Below are 26,571 nucleotides of genomic sequence, written 5' to 3' on the forward strand. Positions count from 1 at the left end.
CAATGAAAGGGTTCATTGATGAATTTTTTTGGATCGAGTTACCGTTATCACAAAAAAACTAAACAAATTCTCAAGCTAGAAGCAACTTATAAAAAAATGGGTGATGAGGAACTCCGTCATCAGACAGTCTTATTTAGAGAACGTCTTCAAAATGGAGCATCTCTACGGTCTCTGCTTGTCGAAGCATATGCTGTGGTGCGTGAAGCGACATCAAGGGTTCTCAAAATGCGCCCGTTTCCTGTTCAAGTTCTTGGCGCAGTGGCAATGGAATACAATAATATCGTCGAGATGAAGACAGGCGAAGGTAAAACCTTGACTGCTACGATGCCGATGTACTTGCATGGCCTGACTGGCCCGGGAAATTTTCTCATTACGACTAATGGTTATTTAGCCAACCGTGATGCTGAACAAATGGGGAAAGTTTATCGATGGCTTGGATTAACCGTTAAAGCAGGTGTCCCTGAGCCAGGACATGAAGGTGAAGATAGAGATCGTGAAAAAATCTATCAGGCAGACATTGTGTACACGACTAATTCGTCACTTGGCTTTGATTATTTATTTGATAATTTAGCAGCAGATCCTAGCGATCAATACTTACGAAAATTAAACTTTGCGCTGATTGATGAAGCGGATGCCGTTTTGCTGGATTCTGCTCAGACGCCATTAATTATTGCTGGTATTCCGCGCGTTCACTCCAACTTCTATGGATCCGCTGAACGAATGATCACCATGCTTAGGGAAAAAGAAGATTACGAATTGAGCGTTGATCGCAAATCGGTTTGGTTTACGCCTGAAGGTATTGAACGCATGCAACATTATTTCGGTGTTGATGATCTGCTTGGAAAGAAATGGTATGAACTGTATCGTCATTTAGTTCTGGCACTTAAGGCTCATTTTATCTATAAAAGAGATCGAGATTACGTTGTTGATCATAACGAAGTGCTATTGGTTGATCTAGATAATGGCCGTGAACTGATCGGTATGAAGATGCAAGGTGGTCAACATCAAGCAATCGAAGCCAAAGAGCATGTACCGGTTACTGATGAAATGCGGACGATGGCATCTGTCACTTACCAGAATCTTTTTCGGATGTTCGGACAGTTGGCTGGCATGACCGGTACTGCAGCAACCGATGCCGCAGAGTTTATGGAAGTGTATCGACTGGCAGTTTATCAGGTTGCAACAAATAAGAAAATGATTCGCCGTGATCTGCCTGATGAGCTTTATATTACTCAGGCAGCCAAACTGATCGCATCATTAAATACCGTCCGTGAGGCGCATCAAAACCAGCAACCTCTTTTAATCGAAACGGGTTCTTTATCACTTTCAAACCTATACTCACGCTTACTTTTGCGAGAAAAAATTCCGCATAGCTTGTTAAATGCTCGTAGTGCCTCAAAAGAAGCGAAGATTGTTGCAGAAGCTGGCCAATTAGGGGCAGTCACTGTAGCAACTTCGATGGCAGGACGAGGGACTGACATTAAGCTAGGAAAAGGCGTCAAGGACAAAGGAGGGCTCTTGGTATTAGGTACCGAGAGAATGAACAACAAGCGTGTCGACAATCAGTTGCGTGGTCGTGCAGGCCGTCAAGGGGATCCCGGTAGCAGCATATTCTACACCTCGCTTGAAGACAGAATTGTCATCCAAAATTCTCCCAAATGGGTTCGAAAGTATGCTTATCAGCATGCAAATATCAAAAAACAGCACCTTAGTCGTCATGGCCGATTTAGGAAAGTGATAGATCGGGCACAAGATCAGGTCAGCAATAATGGCCGAAGTGCACGTTTCTCAACGCTACAATATGGTGAAGTCTTCCGAGCTCAGCGAGATAACGTCTACGCGACTCGTGACAAAATAATGGTTGCAAAATCGCTTGATCGGGTCATACAAGGGGTCTTCAAACAAGTTGGCGAACGTTATGTGCAAGAACATCGAGATGGTGACATACCGGATTTTCTGGATTTTGTGTACACAAATATTGATCGAGACTTCTTGCCACAAGCAATTACTGAGCGACCAGAATTGATACACAGCAGCACTTATCTTGTTAAACTGATGACGGACCAGTTTGCCAAAAAGCGAGCATTTTTAACGGATGACAAACAGTGGCATTTTTTTCACCGAGTGACAGTGCTGAAGACAATTGATTCCGCTTGGATCGATCAAGTTGATAATCTTCAAGCCTTGCAGGCAGTTACCATGAATCGCACAAGTAACGGTCGCGATCCATTGTATGAATATCAGAAAGAAACACGGCGGACGTTTAAAAAAATGAAGCAAGCTATGAATATTGGTATCACCCGGAATCTCTTGTGTTCCGATTTGGTGCTCAATCCAGATGGCTCTGTTGAGATTCAATTTCCGTAGTAACTAGTTAGGATGAGACAGATGAAGAAGCATCAAGATATTGTAAAACGTGTTTTGTTCACAATGATGATATTGGTTGTTTATGCCTTGGGACAACAAATTATGTTGCCTGGTTTTGACATTACTTTAGCCAGAAAGATTATGTCTCACAACAGTCTCCTGCAGATGTTTGGACTTACGACAGGTGGCCAGATGAATTTACCAACTTTGCTATCTTTGGGACTCGGTCCTTATATGACTGCGATGATTGTTTGGCAAGCAATTCAATCTCTCGATATTCGTACTATTAATAATATGTCGGTTCGCCAAAGTGGTGTCTTACAACGATTTGTAACGCTTGTCTTGGCTACACTTCAAGGTATTGTCATGGTGTATTATCTTCAAGACGCTATCAAACCATTGTACTTAATTAGTGACAATATTAATTTGGGCCCGGCAGTCGCCGTGCTGATACTTGTTGCAGGCGCCATGTTTGCTTTGTATATCGGGAATGAAAATGCTTCTTATGGGTTTGGGGGAACAATCGCTTTAATTATCCCAGGAATCCTGATGGGATTGCCTCACTCATTCCTTTATGGCTATGGCACAACTCGTATGAAATTGACCCCTGTTAGCATTTCGATTGCTGTGGTTGTGACGATTATTGTTTTTCTTGTGGGAATCATGGTTTTCCGAGCAGAAAGGCGCATTCCAATTCAACGCCCTTCTTTAGAAAGTAGCTTTAGTGATTCTTATCTACCACTCCCTTTTTTGGCGGCGGGCGCAATGCCATTTATGTTTTTAAATATGCTATTTATTCTCCCAGCACAAATAGTTAGTGCTCTGGGCTATCAGTATACAAATGTTGGACAGTTTATTATTAATCAGATAAATTATAATCATTGGCCAGGAATCATTGCTTATGCTTTCATTATTTTGTTTCTTGGATTTGCTTTCGGGTTAATTAATATCAGCCCCTCAAAGGTAGCTCGTCAGCTAAAAGAACGCGGTGATTATGTTTACCATACCGCACCAGGGGATGCAACAGAAGCGCTTATTATGTACCACTTTTTTAGACTAAGTTTAGCTGGAGATTTTTTCTTACTCTTAATCGGGGATCTTCCTCTGGCAATAGGCATGTTCATAAAACATGCAAGTAATTACAGTATGTATCTTGGCGGGCTTTTCATTATGATCGCAATTACTGACTCAATTACGCAACAGTTTATTGCTCTATGGAACAAGGAACGTTATAACCTGTTTGATGATCCGATTGAATGAAAGGAGAGCTAAATGCTGACATTAATGCCAACCTTTGAAAGTGGTACGACTCATCCGGCCAATGACCCAGTTGTTGAGCTTGGAACAATGTTTAAAACGAATAGCGTTGACTTTTCGTTGTTATTCAGTCATCAGATGCCTGATTTACGACGTTTGTTGTATCGGATAGGATTGGAAGGCTTTCCGTGGGTCAATGTTTATGATGATATTCAACAAATTAGTGTTAAAACTGGCATTCCATATACAATTGATGATTTGATATTTCCCGACGATGTCACGCCTCTTTTTATGGGCCGAGACGTGTATTATTTTCGCGATGCCAAACGAGTGATTCAAGTGCACTTCCATGACGAAGGTTTTGTGTACTGGGTTAAACGAGTCGCGTCGGAAGGTCAGATAGTTGTGGAACAATACGATGATCGTGGTTTCATAACGACGCGGACAGTTACTGAGCAAAACGGTATTAGAACAAAATATTGGTTAAATAATTTTGGACAAGTCGTTTTGACGCAGACCAAAGGGAAGGTTGTTGTTGCCCCAGAGCAAAAAAATAGATTTTACGCAACGCAGTATCACAGCATGCAAGAGATTGTTTATGAATTCTTGATGAAACAAAGCATGCGGATTGGCAAATCACTTCAAGTAATCACCAACTTAAATACTGATATGCTGGAATTACGAAACGGGCAACCCTTATTAAAACAAATGATTTTTTTGGTGAATCAGCGACTCAATTTATCCGATATGGACACAATGATGATTAATACGAATGATATTTTCATTTTTCCTACGTCTGCTGACCAAAGGCTTTTTAATCTTAAACTTGAGCCACAGGACAATCAACATAAGCTTTCTAAGATCAGTAAATATGTGATTCCTCAGTATGCAACAACTTTGGATTTAGGAGTTAGTAATGAGACAGCTCTAGATTTAATTTATTGGAGAATGGGGAATATTCAAACTGCGGAAGCACGTCAACTGTTTCAGAAATTTATTGATATGCTTCAACACCAGGATGATCGTGCATTGATGGTTGAAGGCACTAAGCTGCAGGTTGAAACAATTGGACATCAACTTGAAAATTTTGCGAGTGATCGTTTCGGAGTCAATCTAGAAAGTGAAGAGTATGAAGAAGTAGCAAACTTTATTGCTGATCAACGTAGTGGGAAACCAATTGCTGGTTTAAATAAGCGTGGAAAGAAATTACGCGAACTACCAGATTGGGAACAGCTAAGTGCAGCTGAGTATGTTGTTAGCCGTATTCATTTTCAGATTTCTAAACGAGAAGCTGAAGATGACATCATGCATGAAGCGCGAATTTATGTGGATACTGAAACGATCCCTGATTTACGCCTCATGATGCTGGCGATTAGTAATGGGGTACCATTGATCGTTAGGCAGGAAAGTACCCTGATCCAAAACCAGAAAAATGGCATTATCGTTGAAGATATAGCTGATGTACCACAAGCCTGTTCATTTTTCCTGAAGACATTACGTCGCTGGAACGATGCATTGGTTGTGAACGCTGAGCTGATTGACAAGTTTTCTGCTGAACGTCTCACACGACAATGGAAGGAGGTTCTTGCAGTTGGCAAAAAAAAATAAAAAGCTAATCATTCATTTTGGTGCCGTTGCTCTAGACTTTGAGGGCCTTCTCCTAAATGACTTCGAATATGTTTGGCAAAGTGATCCTTCTGTTCCTCCAGTGAAAGACAAGCCCTTACTTGAAATGGGAAGACTTAACCGTTATTACCAAGACGCTCTTTTTTTGTTAGATGAAACTTCGCCTTGGATTGATGATGAAACTGTACTGACGGCTTTACCGGCCAACCAGATACTGTGTGATAACGCTGTAAGAATGTCTGCTCGTTGTGAGGATATATTAGACCTAAAGGGGACTTTTAGATTTGACTTTAAAGATCTTCGGTCAATGGCTGAGCAAATCAACTACAGTTTTTTTGGTGGTCAAGATGGTTATCGTATACAATCAGATGCCTTCACAATTGCGCCGAACTTCACTGGAAACTTGCGCCAGATGGGACATGTTTATCACCAATTTGAAGTGGATTTTGACGCCAAGTGGCGATTAACAGCTTATCCGAATATTTCGCAGTGGGTGCCCGGGCACATTCAAGATTTGGTCTTGGTTGACTTTGATCGACTGGATGATTCAGTGCACATTAAAGCAGTCTTGAATCAGTATGATACCGAAACTAATGAGATTCTCAAAACCGACGAACTTGTTGACGATGATTTGAAACACGGATTTCTGGCTCAGGGCGGGAAACATGGCATTGACTTGCAGCTTCTAATCTTCACCAGTGGGAAGGGCCGTCTTCGAATTGGGCAATTCCATTTGCGGCGTTCGCGAGCAAAATTGGTGAGTTTTTTCTAAATGGTCGTCGTTTAATAGACCCTTCTGGCATGAACACAGAACTTGCAACCTATTTTGATGCAGGCGATTTGAAACCACCGCTCACTGTTTATTTTTCAGGATATCGACCAGCCGAAGGGTTTGAAGGTAACTATATGATGCGTAGTATGGGGGCCCCGTTTCTCTTATTTACTGATACAAGGTTGGTAGGCGCCTTCAAGTTGATTAGCGGCAGTAGCGCCGCCCCAGAGGAAATTTTCGGGGAATTGTTGGTTTGTCATAATTTTTCTCCTTAACGCGTTCACTGGCTCAGAAACCTGCACATAAGGTGGCTTCTGACCGCGGCTGTTCACGCTCTGTCTTACGCTTCTGAAACGGCTTGGGTGACGCTTAACAAGTGGTCGTCAGTCGTCACAGTCGCTTTTTCTTGAATGGTAATCCGGTCAGCTGGGGTGTTTAGCAGCAAGACCATCACCGTTGGATCGAAGCTTTCCTGCTCGATCAGGTTCAGATCAATTTGAATCAGCGGTTCGCCAGCAGTGACGTGTTGATCTGTGTTGACGAGCGTTTTAAAGCCGCGGCCGTTCATTTTAACGGTGTTGATCCCAACATGAATCAAAATTTCTTGACCGGTGGCTGTGGTGAGACCGATGGCGTGGCCGGTGGGATAGGTCATGGTCACGACAGCATCCACTGGGGCCACGATAAGTTCGTCTTCCGGGGCAATCGCGACGCCATGGCCGAGGGAGCCGGACGCAAAAACATCATCGTTGACATCTTTGAGGGAAATCAGTTTTCCAGTAACCACACTTTTCAGGCTTTGGCACTTGATGGCTGGCTCGTTCGTGTCGGCAGGGGTCTTTTTCTCGACAATGGCAAAGAGATAGGTTGAGACAAAGGTTAGACCGAACGCAATGGCAACAGTGAAAAGCGCGTTGCGGAAGTTGGCGGGATTATTGCCGATGAAAACTGGCAAGGTGAAAATGCCGGGTGAGCCAAACGAGTAGCGCACGAGGCCAGTGAGTCCGGCGAAAAGGCCAGCCAAGCCGCCTGAGACCATGACGCAGGTTAAAGCCCGTTTGTATTTCAAGGTGACCCCATAAAGCGCAGGTTCGGTGATGCCTGACAAGGCGGTCACACTGGCAGAAAGCGCGATCTGGCGGCCACGTGCCTGCTTTTCACGGAAGGCGATGGCGGCTGCAGCACCGGCTTGGGCAATATTGCTGGCGAGCATGCCGGGGCCCATGATGGTTTCGCTGCCGAACTTGGTGATTGACAGCGTTGCTAGCGGCAACAAGGAAACGTGCATCCCGACCATGACGAGCAGCGGGGTGAAGGCGCCGACAACGGTTGGTACCAGCCATGGGGTGTGTTGGTTAATGAAGGTGACAGCAGTGTAGAGGCCATCTCCTAGCAAGCTACCGATCGGGCCAATGACAATTAAGGCGACGGGGGCCGTTATCAGTGCGACTAATAATGGTTTGAGCATGGTTTTGATAATGGTCGGTGCGATTTTTTCGGCGAATCGTTCGACATAGCTCATGAACCAGACGATCAGAATGATGGGGATGACGCTGCCACCGTATGAAGCGAGGCGGATTGGTGCGCCAAACAAGGCGATGGGTTTGCCGGCTGCGACCATCGCGGTGAAGTTCGGGTGTAGCAGGACGCCGGCCATCATCATGGCTAAGTAAGTATTGGTGTTGAATTTTTTGGCGGCACTGACGGCGAGCATGAATGGCAGAAAGTAAAAGGCAGCGTCGGCCATGAAGCTCAGGGTCAGGTAGGGGACACCTTTGGGATCAAGGCCGAACAAGGCGAGAATCGCGATCACGACTTTGAACATGCCGCCTGCGATCAAGACAGTGATAATTGGTGCCATGATGCTGACAATGGCATTCAGGACCCGTTTTAAAATGTTCTTTTCATGATCCGCGCTGGGTTTGGTGCCATCACCGGCTTCGCGGATGTGATAGTTTTTGGTAATTTCGGCATAATATTTAGTCACATTGGCACCGATGACGACCTGTGATTCGTCGCCTGAGTTCACGGCACTCAGCACTTCAGGCATTTGTTCAAGTCGCTGAATATCGAACTGGGTTTTATCAGCCAGCGTGAACCGCAATCGCGTCGCACAATGATTGAGCGTTTTGACATTTTTGGCGCCACCCACCGCTGCCATGATACGATCGGTGATTTTTTGATGGTCAGACATGTTGTGTTCCTCCTCGGATAGTGAGCGCGAGCCAGCGCGGTTGCTGCGCTGGGGGGCGCGTTATGGTTGGGGTAAGGCATGAGATGACTAGTTAGTTAAAACCCGGTGGATATGAATAATGAGATAAGCCAACTCTTCCTTAGTCGGTTCTTTTTCGTAGATAGCAATAATGGCTTTTTGAACTTTAAGTGCGATTTTGGCCGCTTCAGGATACACAGTGTAGACACTTGTGAGTAGTTGGCCATCATCAGCGAGCATGGTATCACCAAGGTAACGCTCAGCAAAGAATTTCATATGGGTGACAAAGCGTTCGTAATTCAAACTCGTCGTGTCAATCGTGCCACCAGTCAGCGCACGCACCGCCTGCAAGACGTTGTCAACAAGCTGGGTTACTTCCAAAATATTCGCTTTACCGGCCGCGGCTGGTGTTGCATTGATGATGTGGAAGGCAATGTTAGCCGCTTCTTCCCGTGGGAGTGCCAATTGCAAGGTCGCTTCGACAACCGTCAGCCCATATTCGCCAATGGCAAACATTTCGGGGTAGTAGGTTTTCATTTCCCAGTAAATCCGATTACCCAGTGATTGCTTGCTGTGATAGCGCTGAACTGAAAAAGCCAGATGATCTGTTAAGGCGTAGTAGATACTGGGAAGAAGGGACAGCTGCAGTTGCTGCTCAGCATACGTCACAATCTGTGAGGTAATGCTGATGTAAACAGGTGGTATGTTATTGAGCGATTGGATCATTTCGCTTTTGCGACTGTCATCCAGCGGCATGAATTTTTTGAAGATCGCGTTGTCGGGAAGACAGGCGTTCACTTTTTGACGATAGCCAATGCCCTTGCCAAACGCGATATACTCGTGGCCGTCCTGTTCAGCGAGGACGACATTGACATTGAGCACTTTTTTGATGCGAAACATCGGACACCCCTTTCATAAGTCGTTCGTGTGATACTTGCGGGCCGCCACTGACCGCAAGTTTTGCAAAGGACGCGTGCCAGTTGTTGCGAAGCGCGTGTTTGGTGGCACAAAAAAGCAGGCAGACTGAAGAAAATCGTTTGCGATGAAACGATAATCCAAGTCTTGCCTGCATAAGCAGTAACATGCGCTTGTGATGCGTTATCTGGTCAATGTATTTTAGCATGATGACTATAGAAAACGCAACCATTTCGATGAATGAAAGCACATATTTTTATTATTTTATCTGATAATCATTAATATTTTGATTCAGGAAAGATTATAAATATGAATGTGATTATATTAAAGACTGGTTCAGCATGTTTGGGGCTGAATGATCGCTTAAGAACGCTTTCGAACAAAATCGTTACCCTTTGAAAAATTGAGCTTTTTTGTCAGCAGTCGGAATTTAAGATCCCAGTGCCAAGGCGGAGCAATCGTAGGCCAGATGGGGCTCAGCCGTGCAAACAACACAGCGAGGGTCTTTGACGCTGATGTTGTTAGGCGACTTTGAGATCGCGGTTTTTGCGAGCTCAAAGCGCCGTCTCCGCTCTAGCTCCGCGCCGCCAGCCCCATCTGGCCGGAGATGGCGGAGTTTGGCACGGCAAGAGGCTGAGTAGTACAGCCCCTTTATTTAGTTACTGCCATATTTTCCGAAAGCGCGCGGGCCAGTTAACCAGACTGGCATGTTTCCCATTTCGCGGCCAGTATTCAAGGAAAGCGAGGGCAATTAAGCCGATTAACCCAAGGCTTGTCACGGTCCAGCCAGCTTTGATCCCAGGGGTGTGATAACTCAAGGTGAATTTCAGGCTTGTTGAAGGGACTTTGAGTCCGATGAAGCCGCGATAGTTTTGGATTTTCACTTTCTTGTTATCAACTTGCCAGCCTTTTTCATAGGGGATGGTTAACATGATGTAGCCGCTGTTGTTTTGACGGGTGGTTAAAGTGACGCTGCCGTTTTTGACGACTTGCTTAGGCGCGTGTTGTTTTGCCGCCGCAACCGCCTGTTCGAATGGTTGGCGATTGAGGGTATATAAAGCAAAATGATCGAGATCAATCTGATCAATGTTGCGGTTGAACGTTAAGGTGACAGTAGTCGGTTTTTCCGCGTCAATAGGTAATGAGACCGTTTTGCTGCCATTGTCAGGATCGTTTTTGAGCGGCACATTATTGATGCTGATGGCCATGTTTTTGCGCATGTTTTCACCCATGACCAAGTAACGCTGCTCGGTACTCGGGTTGACGTTTAAGGTAATCGTCGCGCCGAGCTTTTTATCCTTTTTGGTGGCAATGGCATTGGTCAAGGTGGTCAGCGGCTTCACGTTGTCAACGGTGATGCCGGAGAAATCGGTGGTTGTGAAAATTGCGCCGATTGTTTCCGGTGTGAAGGTGCTGAAGTAGGCATTTTGTTGAAGCACGGGATTAGCTTGCACCTGTGTCGGTACTTTTCGATAAATCTGGGTGGCCACAGGGAGCGCATCAGGATTTTGGTAAATATTGAAATAATCGTTATGACCGATCAACTTGTATGCCGGTAGATCATAACGGGGGTTGTCAATGATTCGGGAAGAAATCTGCTGGTATTCAGGCGTTGTCGTTTTCGTGCTTTGCGTATTGACCAGCAACAGTTGCCGGACACCGAGCAGGCTTTCGAGCGGCCAAGTCAGGTCGTTGTTTTTCACGCGGCCGGCGGAGCCAATGGCACCGACATTGGTTAACGCATTGATCGTGCTAGTGTTGAGGACGGATGAGAAGGTGCTAATGCCGTTAAAATTGTACTGATAAGGATCGTCCATGGACCGCTGGGTATCACTGTTTACCCGGTAAAAAGTATTTGGCGCCAGTGTTTTCGCTTCGGTGTAAGCTGCGTTAAGCGCCTTGCTTGTAACGGTGAAGTCTGCTTTTGAGATGAAACTGATGGCTTTGAGACTCGCGTATGCATTGGCGCCCATATCTAGCACCAGCAAGGTTAGGAGACCGCCAACCACCCATTTTTGTGGGAACAGGTGATGCGCCCAACTATACAGTAAGATGGCCGCGACTAAGAGTAAGACGCCGCCGAGGACGAGGTTGGTCAAGGTGACATACTTGTGACTGCTCATGCGCCAAGCGGTTGGGATGAAGACGACCCCGCCGACAACCACGCTGGCGATGATCATTCGTAGACGTGAGACTGACGGCAGGTTGGCGAGACCGCGTAAACCGAGCAATAACAACCAGAAAATGACAATAAAAGAATGCCGATAAAGGTACCAAACCGGCGCGCGAAAACCTTGCCACATGATGACAAGCGGGTTGAGCCAAATGGACAGCATCAGAATCACAGTCATCACGCCGGAAATCAAACGCTCGCGAACCGAGATTGCTGGCGCTAAGAAGTAAAAGACAGCGCCTAAGAGGGCGATCATGCCCATGTATAAATTGGGCAGGCCATTTGATAACTGCGCAAAGTTGAAACTGCCAGGAATCAATTTTGACGGCAGATCGATCAGCGAGAAAAGTGGTTTGAGGGTGAAATCCGCACCAGCACTGGAAAGACGTGAGGCACTTAAGGCCAGATAAGTGGGGATCAAGACGATGGCGCCGATCATACCGCTCAGTAACGACCCGCCGACGAAAAGCGCGATTTTGCGCAGCAGTTGAGGCTGATGGTGACTCGCCCATTGCCAGCAGAAATACAGCGCCGAGAAAATGGCGACCATGAAACCAATATAATAGTTCGTGATGAAGCTTAGGCTTAATGGCACAACATAGGGGATGAGTCGGTGTTCTTCAAAGAGGCGGTCAATGCCTAAAATCACGAGCGGCAATAAAATCACGCCGTCCATCCACATGATATTCAGAAAGTTGGCAATCAGGAAGCCGGAAAGGCCGTAACTGACGCTGAAGTCCAAGGTGTACCAGTTTTTGCCATAGCGATGGCTGGCCAATACCTGCGCAGCAAGTGCCGCGGTGCTGTACTTAAGCGCGGTCACAAACAACATGGCCACGGGAATGGCTTGGCGCGATACAAGCACGAAGATCAAGTTGAAAGGACTTAACAGGTAATAGGTCCAATTTGCATACATGCCGCCGCCAAGACTGTTGGAGAAAGAATAAGCTTTGCCAGCTGTGCCCATTAAGGCGTGTTTCAGATAAGTAAAGAAATCAACATATTGAACGGCTGAATCGTTTGCCAAAATAGATGACGAGCCAAAAGGCGCCATTTTTAACGCGGCGAAAACGATCAGACTGATGGTGAAGGTCATGCTGAAACTGATGAGCAATAATGGCCATGTTCGATGCTTTTTAAATCGCGACATATAGAGAGGGACTCCTTCGAAAATTCGGTAGGGTCAAAAGTTAATAAACAATATGATAGCAGAAAAAATGACTGACTTAAAAATAAGCAAGTCTTGAATATTAACTTAATCATAACGCGTCTTTGAACTGAAAAGTGACCGGAAGCGCAATGAAAGCGCTGTGGCTGCTATTTTAAAAAAAACGTAGCAATTGGTGATACTTGTGACATCAGGTCGTGTGGTCAAAGGGATGAAAATAATCTTTTCCAGTAAGACAAACAGCATCGGGGAACGGTACAATAGAATGAAAGTTATTTTGGGAGGACGGTTTATGCACGCACAGACATCATCAGCAAAGCTGAAGACATTCATGACACAAAATGCTGTCTGGCTGTTGCCGATTTTGGCGATGGTCTTGGTTTTGCTCGTGCAGTGGCCGCAGCTGCATCTACCCTATATTTTTCATCAAGACGATACGATGCCACAGCTGCGGCGGTTGGAAAGCTATGTGACCAGTGTGCGGCACGGCCAGTATTTTCCCAAGGTTTTTCCTGAGGCAGTCCGCAACTTTGGCTATGCTTTTGACGCGTACTATCCTTCATTAATGTTGTTGCCATATGTGTGGCTACGGCTGATGGGGATGGGGGTGGTCGGTGCGTATGATGGTTATCAGGCCCTCATTCTCATCGTCACAGTATTGGCTGCCTACGCTAGTTTCTTGAAAATTCGGCGAAAACCGCTGGCGGCGTTTGTTTTCAGCATGGTGTATACGACTGCGGTCTACCGGGCCTTAGACGCCTTTGTGCGGGGGGCTTTGGGTGAAAATCTGGCCTTCATTTTCCTGCCGATCATCGTCGCGGGCATGTATGAGCTTTACGTCAAACGAACCGATAACTGGTTTTTACTGGCGTTTGGTGTGACCGGTCTGATGTATGCGCATATGTTGTCGCTGGTTATGGTGCTGGAATTTTTGGTTGGCGGCTTTCTCGTGTTGGTTGGCATGCGGCGCGTGACTTGGCGAATGGTCAAGTACACGATACTGGCAGCGATCAGTACGCTGCTGATGGGACTGGGCAGCTACTTGCCGATGATTGAGATGTCCAGTCATATTGCGTTGAAGTTAAGCGAGTCTGCGACGATCTGGCCGAACTTCATCCTCTATAGTTTGGGTGATCTTTTTGAGAACTCCCTGAGTATGTATGCCTCAACCAGTAATATGCAGAATGTCGGCCAAGCCTTTCGACCTGGCATGGGCATTTTCATGTTAATGACAGCCATTGTGCTGGTGATTCGTTGGCGGAAATTGAATCAAGCGGTTAAGGTAGTTGCTGGTCTAGGGCTGTTGACGATCTTTCTAAGCACCAATTTGTTCCCGTGGTCGTTGTTTAGCAAAACGATCTTCGGTGTCATCCAATTTCCTTGGCGATACTTGGAACTGACGACTTTATTTCTTAGTCTGGCAATTGGGTTGATCGTGGCGGATCGTCCAGCCTCATCACATGTTGCTTGGGGGCTGGTGCTGGCAACCTGCATTGTCGGTTTCAGTTATGCCGTGAATATCAATGCGACGATGCTTAATGCCAACATTTATCGCATCACCGATGAGAATGCAACGGCTTATTATGAAGATGCAACTGGCGGCGGGAGTGAGTATGCACCAGAAGATTTTGATTTAACGACTTTTTTTAAAAAGACAACTTATTCGGTAACGGCTTCTCATCAATTGACCCGTCTAACGATGCCCACCCAAACTTACAATGATATGCGTTTTACCTATACCAGCAGCAAGCCGGTGACCCTGAAGCTGCCAAAATTTGGCTACGTCGGTTATCATGTGACCATCAGCGGTAAGACAGTTGACTACTGGCCAAGTGGGAAAAATGCTCAGATTACGATAGCGGCACCAGCAGGCACGCATCGTGTTCGAGTTGTCTATACAGGTACGGCGCTGCAACATGTGACCGGCTGGCTTTCCTTAGTGGCTGCGCTTGGCTTTGGCGGCTGGTGGTTGTTGCGTGAAACACGTAGGCAACGGGCAACGGATGAGCGGATAACGACTGGGTCTGAATAATGAAACAAAAGAGATTCTTGCCGTGCCAAACTCCGCAATCTCCGGCCAGATGGGGCTGGCGACGCGGAGCTAGAGCGGTGACGGCGCTTCGAGCCCGCAAAACCCGCGGTCTCGAAGTCGCCTAACAACATCAGCGACAAAGCCCGGTCACTGTGTTGTTTGCACGGCTGAGCCCCATCTGACCTGCGATTGCTCCGCCTTGGCACTGGTATCTTTAAATTCTAATAAAAATATCCGTGAAAAAAAGCAAACAATTGGGGCGGTGCCCCGTCAAGTGGACAGCTCAAATATTAAAAAGTTGTTCTCGTGTTATTTCCAAGTTAGGGACAAATTAATCATTAATTTTGGCAGTCCGCCTGGGCTGCCATTTTTGATCCAAGCACTTTCCTAATCAAAAGGTCCTTCTTGAATCATGGCTCTCCTCCTCGTGGATTCTTACAGAATACTATTATGCTGCTGTTTCAATGGCATGATTTCGGTATTCCGCTGGGGTCATCCCGTTGAGTGTCTCTTGGTGCCGATCACCGTTGTACCACAACACGTATTCTTCAATGAATTGCATCATTTCTTCGTATGTATTGGCATGGACAAAGTCAAAATATTCAGTCTTCGCATGGCTCCAGAGACTCTCCATCGGACTATTGTCTCCCGGTGTTCCCGGCCGTGACATGCTATGAATAACACCAGAACCGGCCAATTCAGTATTGTATAGTCGGGATGTGTAACCGGAACCTTGGTCACTGTGCAGCAGCTCAGGCAAAGTCTCCTCTGCCTCTGCAGCGGCTCTGAATGTTTGAGTGACCAGTGTAGCGGTCTCACTCGGCTCGACCTCCCAAGCCACGATACTATGGTCGTAGAGATCCTTGATTGCGCTCAAACGCAAATGGCACTCTGAATTGAAGCCATACGTCAACTCGCTGCAGTCCGTGACCCAAACCTCATTGGGCCGGGTAGGATGAAAGGCATGGCTGCCATCCTGGTTAAGCAATTTATTTCCAAGGATGTATTCCTTCTTTTCCGCTACTCGATCATGCTTCTTCTGGCGAATTGAACACTGAATACCGTTATCTTGCATCAATCGCCGAACCCGTTTAGGGTTCACATGATAATCAGTCTCCTGATTAATGATCATCCTTAACCGATCAACCCCATAAATGTAGTGATTGTCTTCTTCTAATTTCTTGATGAAACGAACCAGCTCAGTGTTCATGATGTCTTGTTTAGTTGGTTCTCGGTGCAGCCACTTGTAATAAGCAGAGCGTGGAATATCGAATATTTGGCAGCACAACGATACCGAATGGTATCGCTTGGTGACCCTGGTTACCTCTTGGGTGAGTTCTTGAATGGCAGTATATTGGTATTGTCGGTGTTGTTGCCGGCACTCCTTCTCTCTACATTTTGCAATTTTTTTAGGAGAGCGTTCTCCGTCTCCAGATAGTCAATCCTGGCCTTACTTTGTTTGTTCTCAAGCTTTAAACGTTGATTCTCATCAAGGGTGTTTTCAGGCTTATGCTGACCTCGCCGATCCTTAAGACCTTCCTCGCCGCTCTCGCGAAACTTCTTCACCCAAGAATAGACTTGACCGTACGAAACTCCAAAGTGCTTAATGGCCCCTTGGTAGTCCATATCATGTGCGATGATCCACTGTGCGATTTCGATTCTTTCAACGTAAGTTGTTTTCTTGCCCTTTGTCATGGGTGCACTCCCTCTAGTGGTCTGTAGTAGTTGACCACTATTATACAGAGAAACCCATTGGTAAACGACTGCTGGATTGGAGATGTCATACTCCGCACATAGTTTAGGGTAAGACGTCCCACCCGCCAGGTATTCTTGGACAATCTGAAGCTTGAACTCTCTGGAATACGTCTTGTGTTTACGTGGGTGGCGTCGCGTTGCTCGTTTCTTCGGGACGAGTCCAGCCGCTCCCCATTGCTGATAGCTGTGCACCCACCGACCTAAAGCCACATGGCGGGGTCCCCCAGACCTCTGAACATCCATGAGTGATTGGCCAGACAGAACTCGATTAACGAATTGAATCTTTTCTTCCAAAGAATAACGAATTCCCTTCCGCCGCATAAAAAAACTCCCTTCCAGGAGAACAGACCTTAAATATTTGGTCTGTCCACCCAAAAGGGAGTGTACCCATTTTCCGCAATAAGGAGTTGTTTGCTTTTCTTTAATAGTACTGGATTATGTCCCAGCTCAATCATTTTTAAATTACTTTTGACTATGTGACATACAGTTACTTGATCTCACGTGCGATAAAAATCGGGCGTCGTTTGGTTTCTAAGTAAATGCGGCCGATGTAGCGGCCAACGATGCCGAGGGCGAACAACTGGAGGCCGCCGATCATCAGAAAGATAGAGACCATTGACGGCCAGCCAGCGGTCGGATCACCGTAAATAGCTGCGCGAACAACAATGAAGATTAAGGCTAAAAACGAGCCAACGAAACTGACAATCCCTAGGATGGAGACGAAAGTTAGCGGTGCTTCAGAAAAGTCGATGATGCCATCAAGCGCGTATCGCAAGAGCCCCATGAAGGACCAGCTCGTCTCCCCATGTTGACGCTCGATGTTGCGATAAGGCAGATACTTTGTTTTGAACCCAACCCAGCTGAATAGCCCTTTAGAGAAGCGGTTGCGCTCGGTCATTTGAATGACAGCTTCGACAACCTGTCTCGTCATCAAGCGGAAATCCCGTGCCCCTGGCACAATTTGAGTTTGCGAGACTTTATTAATGAATTTATAGAATAAATCCGAGAAAAATGAACGCATCCGAGCTTCGCCTGAGCGGTCAGTGCGTTGAGCACCAGCCATATCATAGCCGTCTTGCAAGGCGGCATACATATCAGGAAGCATCGCTGGCGGGTCTTGCAGATCAGCATCCATAACGGCGTAGTAGTCTGCTTTTGCGGTGGAGAGACCAGCATACATGGCCGCCTCCTTACCAAACGAGCGAGAAAGATCAATGAAGTGAACCTGATCGTCTTTTGCTTGTAACTGTTTGATCTGCTGAAGGGTATCGTCACTTGAACCGTCGTTGACAAACCAAATTTGGGCTTGTAACGCGATTAAGTCGTCGCGGAATGTTTTAACAAGTTCCTGATAGATCAGCGGAACATTTTCTGACTCGTTATGACATGGAATGATAATTGCCACACTTTGCGGCATGGGAAAGCCTCCTGTTTTGCGCTAATTTGATGATGGCTGAAAAAATACTTTGGCGTGCCAACTCGCACGGTGCCGCTATAACAGAGCTAATCTCGCATAGACTTAATCGCTTTTGCTAGCTTAGTTGTTTGACTGGTGACGGTTGTGAGATTGGCCGTCATGACATCGATTTGTTGATTGAGTGAACTGTAATATTGATTCAGCTGAGAAATTTGGCTTTCTAAGTCATCTTGTGAGGTGTCACTATCTGCGGTGGTGGAGAAGAAGGTATCCTCAGCCGTTAACATTTCGCGGTAATAACTGACCAGTGTTTTGTGATCTAACTTGGCGAGTTTCAGACTTGTGAGAACGTTATTCAACTGTGTTTGCGGTGTATCCTCAGATGGCTGATTGTTGAGCTTTGTCAACGTATTATTTGCCCCAACCAAAGCGCTGTTGGCGGCTTCTAGTGATTTAAACGCCGCGGCACGCCTATCCAAAAGTTTTTTGACAGGGCCATTTTCTTTTTTTAAATCAGTTTGCGGATTTTCCTGGTAAGCCTTTTCAAAAGCAGAAGGAAAGGCGTTTACCGTTGATCCAATCGTCTTTAACGCATCTTGTTCTTGCTGCACCTGCGTTTGAACGGTGGCGGTTGTGGTTTTTAACTGGCTTTTAGGATTTAAAGTCGCCGAGCATCCAACAATCAAGACTGCCAGACTGGCTAACAAAATGAGTAATTTTTTCATAGCAGCTCCTCTGTTTATATGGTAGCGTAAAGCCCGATTAAATACTAGCGGGGCGTGACGAGTACATGTGTTGACTATTCATTAAGTGGAATGTTCTATGCTAAACTGACACTGGAGGGTGATGGCCATGCACATAGGTATGCGAACGGTTAAAACAGCAGTGGGGACGGCAGCGGCAATGCTGATTGCTTACGAGTTGCACCTTGAATATTGGACGGCCGCTGGGATTATTACGATTTTATCAGTCCAGAATACGACCAAGGCATCATTTCGGCTAGTCGCGTATCGCTTATTGGCGACCGTGTTAGGTTTTGTGATTGCGATCGGTGCATTTTTGGTGCTGGGGTACAATGCACTGGCTTTCGGGCTTTTCTTACTCATTTTCATTCCTTTGACCAACGTGTTTGCGGTGCAGAGCGGTATCGTCATGACCGCGGTGCTAGTCACTCATTTTATGATGGCGAAAAGCTGCAGTTGGTTCTGGATTAAAAATGAACTATTATTGCTCGCAGTGGGCGCTGGTGTGGCATTGATTGCCAATTTGTTCATGCCAAGTCTGGAAGCCAAAATCACTGAGTTTCAGGCACAAGTCGAAGCCGAGATGCGCGAGATTCTCGATCATATGAGCCAGCAATTGGGTCCGGATCACATTAAAAGTGCGGACAATTGGGCGAATCTGTCAGATTTGAAAATGACCTTAGATGCCGCTGTTGCTTGGGCTAATCGCCATAGTGACAATCAATTGCTGGCCGATAATGATTATTTTCAAGCCTATTTTGAAATGCGCGACAATCAATATGAGTTGCTCCGGCAAATGCAAGACAGCCTTGACCGTATCGAAACACCTGTGGAACAAGCAGCCGTCATCAGCGATGCCTTGGCGATGACAGCCAGTGTTCTGACCGAAGACAATCCCGCCACACAATTGGTCACCATGGTCAAAAAAATTCAACGCGATTTTGCTAAATCAGCGCTGCCAACAGACCGCGCAAGCTTCGAAAGCCGCGCGCGATTGTTCTATTTCCTAGAAGACTTTTCCCGCTTGTTGCAGTTAAAGCGGAATTTTAACAATATTATTTCATCACAGAATTGATTTGCGGTTTCCTACATGTCCTAAGTCATTTAAGTTGGAAAATAAAAAGGGGCGTTTAATCTGATGGATGTCAAAGTCATAAAACTCGGTACCTCATTAGTGCCAAAAATTAACAACCCATATGCTGAGGCTAAATCTCTTTCACTTTATCAACCCGAAGAGTGGGCTGATATTGAGCACAATTTTCGCTGATGTCCCATCGCCGCAAGCAAGGTAACGATATTCCAGTTGATTCTGTCTCTCAAAGTGACGAAAATTCAATAATGGCATTCTCTGATCATTTGAGCAATCATGAGTACAACAGAGTAGTTGCGTCATCGGTATTCTAAGATAGAAAGCAAGAGCTGGCGGAGCGGCGAGGGGGCTCAGCCGTGAAATTGTTGTTGGCGGTTTACCGCCTACAACAAGGCCAGACTTTGAAATCGCGCGGGGTTTGCGCGAGTTCAAAGCTGTGCCCACAGCTCTAGCTTCGCGGTCGCCAGCCCTCCTCGCCGCGTAGCCAGCTCGGACTAGGGGAGATACTTGACTGGAATAGAACTGAAGAGAAACGTCGTTTGCATTGCAAAAACGCGTTCGCAGGTTTCTAATCGCGCCTGCTCACGCTCTTAAACGCGATCGCCAACCCAGAAATCTGCGTGTAAGGACCTTGGATGCAATGACCAGAGCCCAGTCATCACATCCAAGGCCGCTTACACTCCGATTTCTAACCGGGTTGGCTCACGCTCTATACTTGCTTGCCGTTTGGCGTGATGGTAGACTAAATATGTACTTTTTGAATGGTCGTGGTTGCATGGTTTCAGAACTTTCTTCCACTTGTACCAAACAGAAATACACGATATTATCATGCGTCAGCAGACGCAAGGAGGAATGTTCTCATGGAACACGGCACAGTTAAATGGTTCAATGCTGAAAAGGGTTACGGTTTTATCACTCGCGAAGATGGTAGCGATGTTTTCGTTCACTTCTCAGCTATCCAAGGCGACGGCTACAAGACCCTCGAAGAAGGCCAAGCAGTCACTTTTGAAGTTGAAGACAGCGATCGCGGTCCACAAGCGGTTAACGTTAACAAAGACTAATATGAAAGTTTCAGAGCTGGTTGCAGAGATGCAACCGGCTTTTTATTTTCGCGTGTGCACGAGGACAGATACAGGTAAAATGGGTGAGTAGCGATGTTGCGTACCGGCATCAAATAAAAGTGGCGGATTGTCTGACTTTTTCTAAAACTCATTTGGCAGGTGCTCAATGCGTGTAAGTGCATGTTAAACTAGTTCATAGCATGTTAATTGAAACATTTTTTGGAAGGTGGGGAAGGGCTGCATGTTAAGATTTGTGAAAGTTGCGCCGGAAGCTCGGTTGCATTATTTGGATCTTTTATTGATTGGGGATGAGGATCCGAATATGTTGCGGCGGTATTTGGACGCTGGCACGTTATTTGCAGCGATTGACGAGACTGTGCCGGTTGGCGTGGCCATGGTAGTGCCTGTGGATGCTACCACCATTGAACTGAAGAATCTTGCGGTACTGCCTGCCCGCCGTCGTCAAGGTATCGGTGCGAGCTTGTTACGGCACGTCGGACTGGTGTATGCGCCTGATTATCAGGATATGCTGGTTGGTACTGGTGATGTGGATTTCGAGAATCTGCGTTTTTACATGCGCCAGGGATTCCGTTTTGACGCAATCCGTAAGCATTTCTTCGATCAGTATGCCCATCCGCTGTATGCAGAAGGGATGCAGTTGCAGGACATGGTTGTGTTACGACGACGGTTGTTATTGACAAGTTCTGATAAAACAAAGGAGTAATGCTTTTGGCCAAAAGGCGCCGACATTTTACGTTAAAAATAATTCCGCTTGCCGCTTGGCTAGTCATCGGTTTCTTTGCGATCGGTGTGACGCTTGTGGTTGGTTCATACTGGGCCCAACAACAAACAGAAGTGACGCAAAAACAAGAAGTTGCGGATGAAAAGGCGGCAGTACGCGCAAAAAAAGTTGCCTTTATTAAGCGCTTAGTGCCGACAGCACAGGCCATGCAAAAGCAATATGATGTTTTGACAAGCATCACCTTAGCGCAGGCCATTTTGGAATCCAACTGGGGTACCAGTGCATTGGCGAAGGACTACCATAACCTGTTTGGCATCAAAGGTACCGATCCAGCCACGACCAAAGTGTTGCGCACGCAGGAATATGTCAATGACAAATGGATCACGGTCGATGGCCGTTTTCGGGTGTATGACAACGACAGTGAATCGATCCGCGATCATGCGCTGTTATTCGTTAATGGGACTGATTGGAATCCGCAACAATATGCCACAGTTCGTGCCGCTAAGGACTATAAAACAGCGGCAGCTGCTTTGAAGACGGATGGCTATGCTACTGATCCTGATTATCCACAAAAATTGATTCATTTGATTGAAACTTGGAATCTAACCCAATATGATAGTTGAACGTTCGTGTTTTAGCGATGCGGCAATCCTCGTTATTTTGACTTTTTAAAGCCGAATCACGGGGATTTTACTTATTCTTTTGATGAAAGCGGCTTCGCGTGTTTGTTCGGGAATTAGCGTGATTGTGTTGTTCCACACTGATTTTTATGGTAAGCTTGTTGAAAATTTACAATTAAAAGGAGTGCTTGTGGTGAAATTACTGGAAGACCGGATCAAAAAGGATGGCCAAGTAATAGGAACAGATGTCTTGAAGGTGGATAACTTTTTGAATCATCAGGTCGATCCTGATTTAATGGCAGATCTCGGTCATGAATTCTACCGGCGCTTCAGCAATGAGCCGATCACCAAAATTCTGACGGTTGAAAGTTCTGGCATTGCGCCGGCGATTGCAACGGCAATGGAGTTTCACAAGCCGTTGGTTTTTGCCCGTAAGCATAAGAGCTTGACTTTAAAAGATCATCTTTACACAGCTACGGTCTATTCGTTCACTAAAAAGACCTCCAATGAGATCGCTATCTCTCGCAAGTTCCTTTCAGCCGATGACAATGTTTTGATCATTGATGATTTTCTTGCCAACGGTCAGGCGGTCGAAGGCTTGATGGATATCATTGCACAGGCTGGTGCGACACTGAGCGGTGTGGGGATTGTGATCGAGAAGACTTTCCAAAAAGGCCGCAAGTTGCTTGATGAAAAGCATGTTCGCGTCGAATCATTGGCGCGCATCAATGCATTTGAAAATGGTCAGGTCATCTTTGCGCCGGAGGATTAGCCCACGATGAAGAATAAAGCGATTTCGAATCCTAAAGCAGCCGCATTGGGACTGCAGCATTTGCTGGCGATGTATTCCGGTTCGGTGTTAGTACCAATTCTGATTGGTGCTTCGTTGCATTTTACGTCTGAGCAGATGACGTATCTGGTGTCGATTGATATCTTCATGTGTGGTATCGCAACGGCTTTGCAAGTATTTGGCAACAAGTATTTTGGGATTAAGCTGCCAGTCGTTTTGGGCTGTGCCGTCCAAGCGGTGGCGCCTTTGATCATGATTGGCCAGAAGTTTAATTTTCAAACGATGTACGGGGCCATCATTGTTGCTGGGTTGTTCGTTTTCCTAATCGGCGGTGCTTTTTCAAAGTTGCGTTTCTTGTTCCCGCCGTTGGTGACCGGTTCGTTGATCACGGTCATTGGCTTGTCATTGATTCCGGTTGCTTTTCAAAATCTTGGCGGTGGCTCAACAACGGCCAAGGATTTTGGTAACATGACCAATCTGATGGTCGGGGCCTTCACGGTACTTCTGATCTTAGCGATCAATGTCTGGGGCAAAGGTTTCCTGCATTCAATCGCGATTTTGGTTGGCTTAATTGCTGGTACGGTGCTTGGCGGTTTTCTTGGGTTGGTTAGTTTTCAGCCGGTGATTGAGGCCAGCTGGTTCCACGTACCGACGCCATTTTACTTTGGGGTACCGCAGTTTGAGTGGAGCTCGATTGTCACGATGATTTTAATTTCGATGACATCCATGGTCGAAAGTACTGGCGTTTTCTTCGCGTTAGGGGACATTGTCGGCCGTAAAATTGAAGCAGACGACCTGAAGCGCGGCTATCGCGCCGAAGGGTTAGCCGTGATGCTTGGCGGGTTGTTCAATACCTTCCCATACACCACTTTCTCGCAAAACGTTGGGTTGGTTCAATTGTCAGGGATTAAGACCCGCAAGCCAGTCATTTTTTCCGCGATTTTCTTAGTGATTCTTGGTTTACTGCCAAAAATTGGCGCTTTAGCCACGATTATTCCAGCACCGGTGCTTGGCGGGGCCATGCTGGTGATGTTCGGCATGGTGGCTGTGCAAGGCATTCGGATGTTGCAACAGGTTGATTTTGACAATGATAAGAATTTGCTTGTCGCTGCCATTTCGATCGGTCTGGGACTTGGCGTGACAGTTCAGCCACATATCGTTCAGTTTTTGCCAAAAACAATTCAATTGCTGTTTGGGTCAGGCATTTTAATGACCAGCTTGAGTGCGGTTTTGCTGAACTGGCTGTTCAATTCGCCACGTCGGACGCAAGAAATGTCGGTTGATGAAGGCTTGAACGAACGCGATTCAGATAAATAAAGTCAAAGCGAGGAACAGATGTGACGCAATTTATTAGTCCAGGTGCAACGATTGGCATTATCGGCGGCGGTGTGACTGCTTTTCAAATGGCGAATACGGCCAATTCGATGGGCATGCGCACGGTCGTTTTGGCGCCAACACAAACGGATATTGCTTTTGAAAAGGCGGATATTCCGTTGGTGGGCGATGCCACTGATCGGACAGCGCTGAAAGAACTCACGCAATTAAGCACAGTGATGACTTTTACAGATGAGAATGTCGATGGTTCGTTGCTGGCGGAATTAGCCACTGCCAACCAATTGCCTTCCGGGGTCGACATTTTGACTGTCACCCAAGACCGCTATTTGGAAAAAGTCTTTTTGGACGATCTGAATATGAACATTTTGCCTTATACCCAAGTCATTACGCCGAATGATATTAAAGAGGCTGTTGACACAATCGGTTATCCAGCCTTGCTGAAACCGATTCAGAAGGGGATGGGCGTTGACCAGCAGCTGCTGCTGTCCACGGCAGATGACGTCGCGCGGGCACAGCAGTTGTTGCAACAGCGACCATATATTCTTGAGGCTTACTTACAAAACATCAAAGAAGTCGCTGTGATCGTTGCGAAGGCGGGGTCAGAAGTGCGCATCGGCCCGGTTATTCAGAATTATTTTGATCGTCATCAATTGAAGGCTTCATCTGTGCGCGCTGATGTTGATCCAGCAGTGATTGTTGAGATCCGGCGTATCGCCGCTAAAATTTCAGAGAAGTTAGCCTATACGGGCATCTTTAGTCTTGAATTTTTCTTAGCCAGCAATGGGACGCTTTATGTGAAGAGAGTTTATCCAGGGCCGAAATTATATGGCCATCTGATGCTGAATACGAGTGACATTTCTGAATATGAGCTGCATCTGCGCGCGATTCTAGGCTGGCCATTGCCGGAGTTGCAATTGGCCGAGGACGGCGTTGGCATTCCGCTGCGTTCAGAAGATATGGACGCGGTTTTGACTCAGATTCAAATTAAACCTGATTGGCGATTTACGTTTTATCCGACTGGTGGCGAGCTAACCGGCGAGATTCAGATCGTGGGTGATTTGAAAGCAATCAAAGCCAGTGTGAATGCGACTGGCCACTTTGTCATTCAATGATCGCGTGCTGGCAGTCGCAAACCAAGGATACCTGTTGTTGTTTTGTCCACTTGAAGGAGGAAAAAGCCTGTGATTCCGCGTTATAGTCGTCCCGAAATGGCCGCAATCTGGTCAGAGAAGAACCGTTATGCTGCATGGCTGGAAGTTGAAATCTTAGCTGCCGAAGCCTGGTCCAAACTGGGAGAAATTCCCGCTGCTGATGTCCAAGCATTGCGTGCGCATGCTAAGTTTGATGTTGATCGGATTCATGAGATTGAAGCGGTCACGCATCATGACGTGGTGGCATTCACGCGGGATGTTTCTGAAAGCCTCGGCGCTGAGAAGAAATGGGTGCATTTTGGCTTAACCAGTACCGATGTTGTCGACACGGCACAAGGCTACCTGTTGAAGCAGGCTAACGAGATTCTGCGTGCAGATTTGGCCGCCTTGAAGGCTAGTTTAGCGAAGTTGGCGAAGGCCCATAAGGATACCGTGATGATGGGGCGGACGCATGGCGTGCACGCTGAACCAACTACTTTTGGGTTGGTTGTTGCCACGTGGTATTCTGAATTGAAGCGAGACATTCGTCGATTTGAAGACGCGGCTAGCGATGTTGAAGCAGGTAAGATTAGCGGTGCAGTCGGCACCTTCGCCAATACGCCGCCTGCTGTTGAGGCGTACGTCACAGAGCAGTTGGGTATTCGCGCTCAAGAAATCTCGACTCAGATTCTGCCGCGTGATCTGCATGCGCATTACATTCAGACACTTGGCCTGATTGCGACTTCGGTGGAACGATTTGCTTTGCAGATTCGGCATATGCAGCGTACCGAAGTTCATGAAGTCGAAGAGCATTTCAACAAAGGTCAAAAGGGCTCGAGTGCTATGCCACACAAGCGCAATCCAATCGGTTCGGAAAATGTTTCTGGCTTGGCGCGCGTCATTCGTGGATACGAGACGCCAGCCTTAGAAGATGTGCTGTTGTGGCATGAACGCGATATCTCGCATTCCAGTGCCGAACGGATCATGTTGCCAGATGCTACCGGGCTGCTTGATTACATTCTCCATCGCTTCACCAGTATTTTGGACAATTTGGATGTTTTCCCAGACCGAATGAAAGCCAATATGAATCTGACGCATGGCCTGATTTACAGCCAGCGGGTGATGCTGAAGCTGATCGAAGCTGGCTTGAGCCGAGAACAAGCCTATGACTTGGTTCAACCCAAGACTGCGGTGGCATGGGATGAGCATCGCGCCTTCCGTCCGTTGCTTGAAGCTGATCCGAAGATTACTGATCGGTTAAGTCAGGCCGATTTAGACGATGCTTTCGACTACCACTATCACCTCAAGCATGTTGATGAGATTTTCAAACGAGTTGGTTTAGCATAAGCAAATAAATCAAACAAAA

General features: G+C 46.6%; 20 protein-coding genes and 2 pseudogenes. 14 read left to right on the top strand and 8 right to left on the bottom strand.

The genetic code is table 11. From position 1 onward, the window contains the following. Positions 1-18 precede the first annotated feature (18 nt). From secA2 to AC07KQ_RS05575, 4 genes and pseudogenes are all read left to right on the top strand, one after another. Positions 19-2,367: an accessory Sec system translocase SecA2 gene (gene secA2 / locus AC07KQ_RS05560; RefSeq protein WP_043925808.1), complete on the top strand. Its 2,349-nt coding sequence runs from the start codon at positions 19-21 to the stop codon at positions 2,365-2,367. A 21-nt stretch (positions 2,368-2,388) separates the two neighbouring features. Further along, entirely contained in the window at positions 2,389-3,627 is a 1,239-nt protein-coding gene (locus tag AC07KQ_RS05565) for a preprotein translocase subunit SecY (RefSeq protein WP_013245644.1), read from the top strand. 12 nt (positions 3,628-3,639) lie between these two features. Beyond that, the gene (asp1, locus tag AC07KQ_RS05570) at positions 3,640-5,232 is read left to right on the top strand and encodes an accessory Sec system protein Asp1 (protein ID WP_013245645.1); all 1,593 of its coding nucleotides are present in this window, start codon (positions 3,640-3,642) and stop codon (positions 5,230-5,232) included. A gap of 124 nt (positions 5,233-5,356) precedes the next feature. Next, positions 5,357-6,171 (top strand): annotated as a pseudogene (locus AC07KQ_RS05575) (accessory Sec system protein Asp2); the annotation flags it as partial. 33 nt (positions 6,172-6,204) lie between these two features. On the opposite strand, the pseudogene AC07KQ_RS05580 reads toward AC07KQ_RS05575, so the two are convergent. From AC07KQ_RS05580 to AC07KQ_RS05595, 4 genes and pseudogenes are all read right to left on the bottom strand, one after another. Beyond that, a pseudogene (locus AC07KQ_RS05580) lies at positions 6,205-6,306 on the bottom strand (family 1 glycosylhydrolase); the annotation flags it as partial. A 56-nt stretch (positions 6,307-6,362) separates the two neighbouring features. Further along, positions 6,363-8,216 (bottom strand): beta-glucoside-specific PTS transporter subunit IIABC, encoded by a 1,854-nt coding sequence (locus AC07KQ_RS05585; RefSeq protein WP_013245647.1) that lies wholly within the window; start codon positions 8,214-8,216, stop codon positions 6,363-6,365. An 87-nt stretch (positions 8,217-8,303) separates the two neighbouring features. Beyond that, entirely contained in the window at positions 8,304-9,134 is an 831-nt protein-coding gene (locus AC07KQ_RS05590) for a PRD domain-containing protein (RefSeq protein ID WP_003604899.1), read from the bottom strand. A gap of 674 nt (positions 9,135-9,808) precedes the next feature. Further along, positions 9,809-12,472, bottom strand: a complete 2,664-nt coding sequence (locus tag AC07KQ_RS05595) for a YfhO family protein (RefSeq protein WP_013245648.1) — start codon at positions 12,470-12,472, stop codon at positions 9,809-9,811. 310 nt (positions 12,473-12,782) lie between these two features. On the opposite strand from AC07KQ_RS05595, the gene AC07KQ_RS05600 reads away from it, so the two are divergent. Further along, complete coding sequence (locus AC07KQ_RS05600; RefSeq protein ID WP_013245650.1) at positions 12,783-14,522, top strand: glycosyltransferase family protein; 1,740 nt, start codon at positions 12,783-12,785, stop codon at positions 14,520-14,522. Between the two features lie 448 nt (positions 14,523-14,970). On the opposite strand, the gene AC07KQ_RS05605 is transcribed toward AC07KQ_RS05600, so the two are convergent. The 4 genes from AC07KQ_RS05605 to AC07KQ_RS05620 form a co-directional block, all read right to left on the bottom strand. Further along, positions 14,971-15,867, bottom strand: coding sequence for an IS3 family transposase (locus AC07KQ_RS05605; RefSeq protein ID WP_123796487.1), 897 nt, complete (start codon positions 15,865-15,867; stop codon positions 14,971-14,973). Next, positions 15,843-16,598: a helix-turn-helix domain-containing protein gene (locus tag AC07KQ_RS05610; protein WP_013245323.1), complete on the bottom strand. Its 756-nt coding sequence runs from the start codon at positions 16,596-16,598 to the stop codon at positions 15,843-15,845. Before AC07KQ_RS05610 ends, AC07KQ_RS05605 begins: the two co-directional genes overlap by 25 nt. A 166-nt stretch (positions 16,599-16,764) precedes the next feature. After that, positions 16,765-17,694, bottom strand: coding sequence for a glycosyltransferase family 2 protein (locus AC07KQ_RS05615; protein WP_003566527.1), 930 nt, complete (start codon positions 17,692-17,694; stop codon positions 16,765-16,767). Between the two features lie 86 nt (positions 17,695-17,780). Continuing rightward, positions 17,781-18,419 (bottom strand): YkyA family protein, encoded by a 639-nt coding sequence (locus AC07KQ_RS05620; RefSeq protein ID WP_003590400.1) that lies wholly within the window; start codon positions 18,417-18,419, stop codon positions 17,781-17,783. A 127-nt stretch (positions 18,420-18,546) separates the two neighbouring features. On the opposite strand from AC07KQ_RS05620, the gene AC07KQ_RS05625 reads away from it, so the two are divergent. From AC07KQ_RS05625 to purB, 9 genes are all read left to right on the top strand, one after another. Beyond that, on the top strand, positions 18,547-19,512 hold the full coding sequence (locus AC07KQ_RS05625; protein ID WP_003566523.1) for an aromatic acid exporter family protein: 966 nt from the start codon (positions 18,547-18,549) through the stop codon (positions 19,510-19,512). 63 nt (positions 19,513-19,575) lie between these two features. Next, on the top strand, positions 19,576-19,704 hold the full coding sequence (locus tag AC07KQ_RS05630; RefSeq protein WP_003594150.1) for a hypothetical protein: 129 nt from the start codon (positions 19,576-19,578) through the stop codon (positions 19,702-19,704). A 683-nt stretch (positions 19,705-20,387) separates the two neighbouring features. Beyond that, entirely contained in the window at positions 20,388-20,588 is a 201-nt protein-coding gene (locus tag AC07KQ_RS05635) for a cold-shock protein (RefSeq protein ID WP_003566521.1), read from the top strand. 241 nt (positions 20,589-20,829) lie between these two features. Then, the gene (locus AC07KQ_RS05640) at positions 20,830-21,312 is read left to right on the top strand and encodes a GNAT family N-acetyltransferase (RefSeq protein WP_013245652.1); all 483 of its coding nucleotides are present in this window, start codon (positions 20,830-20,832) and stop codon (positions 21,310-21,312) included. Further along, positions 21,312-21,953 (top strand): glycoside hydrolase family 73 protein, encoded by a 642-nt coding sequence (locus AC07KQ_RS05645; protein ID WP_480156624.1) that lies wholly within the window; start codon positions 21,312-21,314, stop codon positions 21,951-21,953. Before AC07KQ_RS05640 ends, AC07KQ_RS05645 begins: the two co-directional genes overlap by 1 nt. A gap of 190 nt (positions 21,954-22,143) precedes the next feature. Next, positions 22,144-22,722 carry a xanthine phosphoribosyltransferase gene (locus AC07KQ_RS05650; RefSeq protein WP_003566514.1) on the top strand — a complete coding sequence of 193 codons (579 nt, stop codon included), beginning with the start codon at positions 22,144-22,146 and terminating at the stop codon, positions 22,720-22,722. A gap of 6 nt (positions 22,723-22,728) precedes the next feature. After that, complete coding sequence (locus AC07KQ_RS05655) at positions 22,729-24,057, top strand: nucleobase:cation symporter-2 family protein (protein WP_003566511.1); 1,329 nt, start codon at positions 22,729-22,731, stop codon at positions 24,055-24,057. 20 nt (positions 24,058-24,077) lie between these two features. Then, on the top strand, positions 24,078-25,187 hold the full coding sequence (locus AC07KQ_RS05660) for an ATP-grasp domain-containing protein (protein WP_003598329.1): 1,110 nt from the start codon (positions 24,078-24,080) through the stop codon (positions 25,185-25,187). A gap of 69 nt (positions 25,188-25,256) precedes the next feature. After that, positions 25,257-26,552 (top strand): adenylosuccinate lyase, encoded by a 1,296-nt coding sequence (gene purB / locus AC07KQ_RS05665; protein ID WP_003566506.1) that lies wholly within the window; start codon positions 25,257-25,259, stop codon positions 26,550-26,552. Positions 26,553-26,571: the final 19 nt, after the last annotated feature.

Source organism: Lacticaseibacillus sp. YLM2-1 (genome assembly GCF_056583465.1).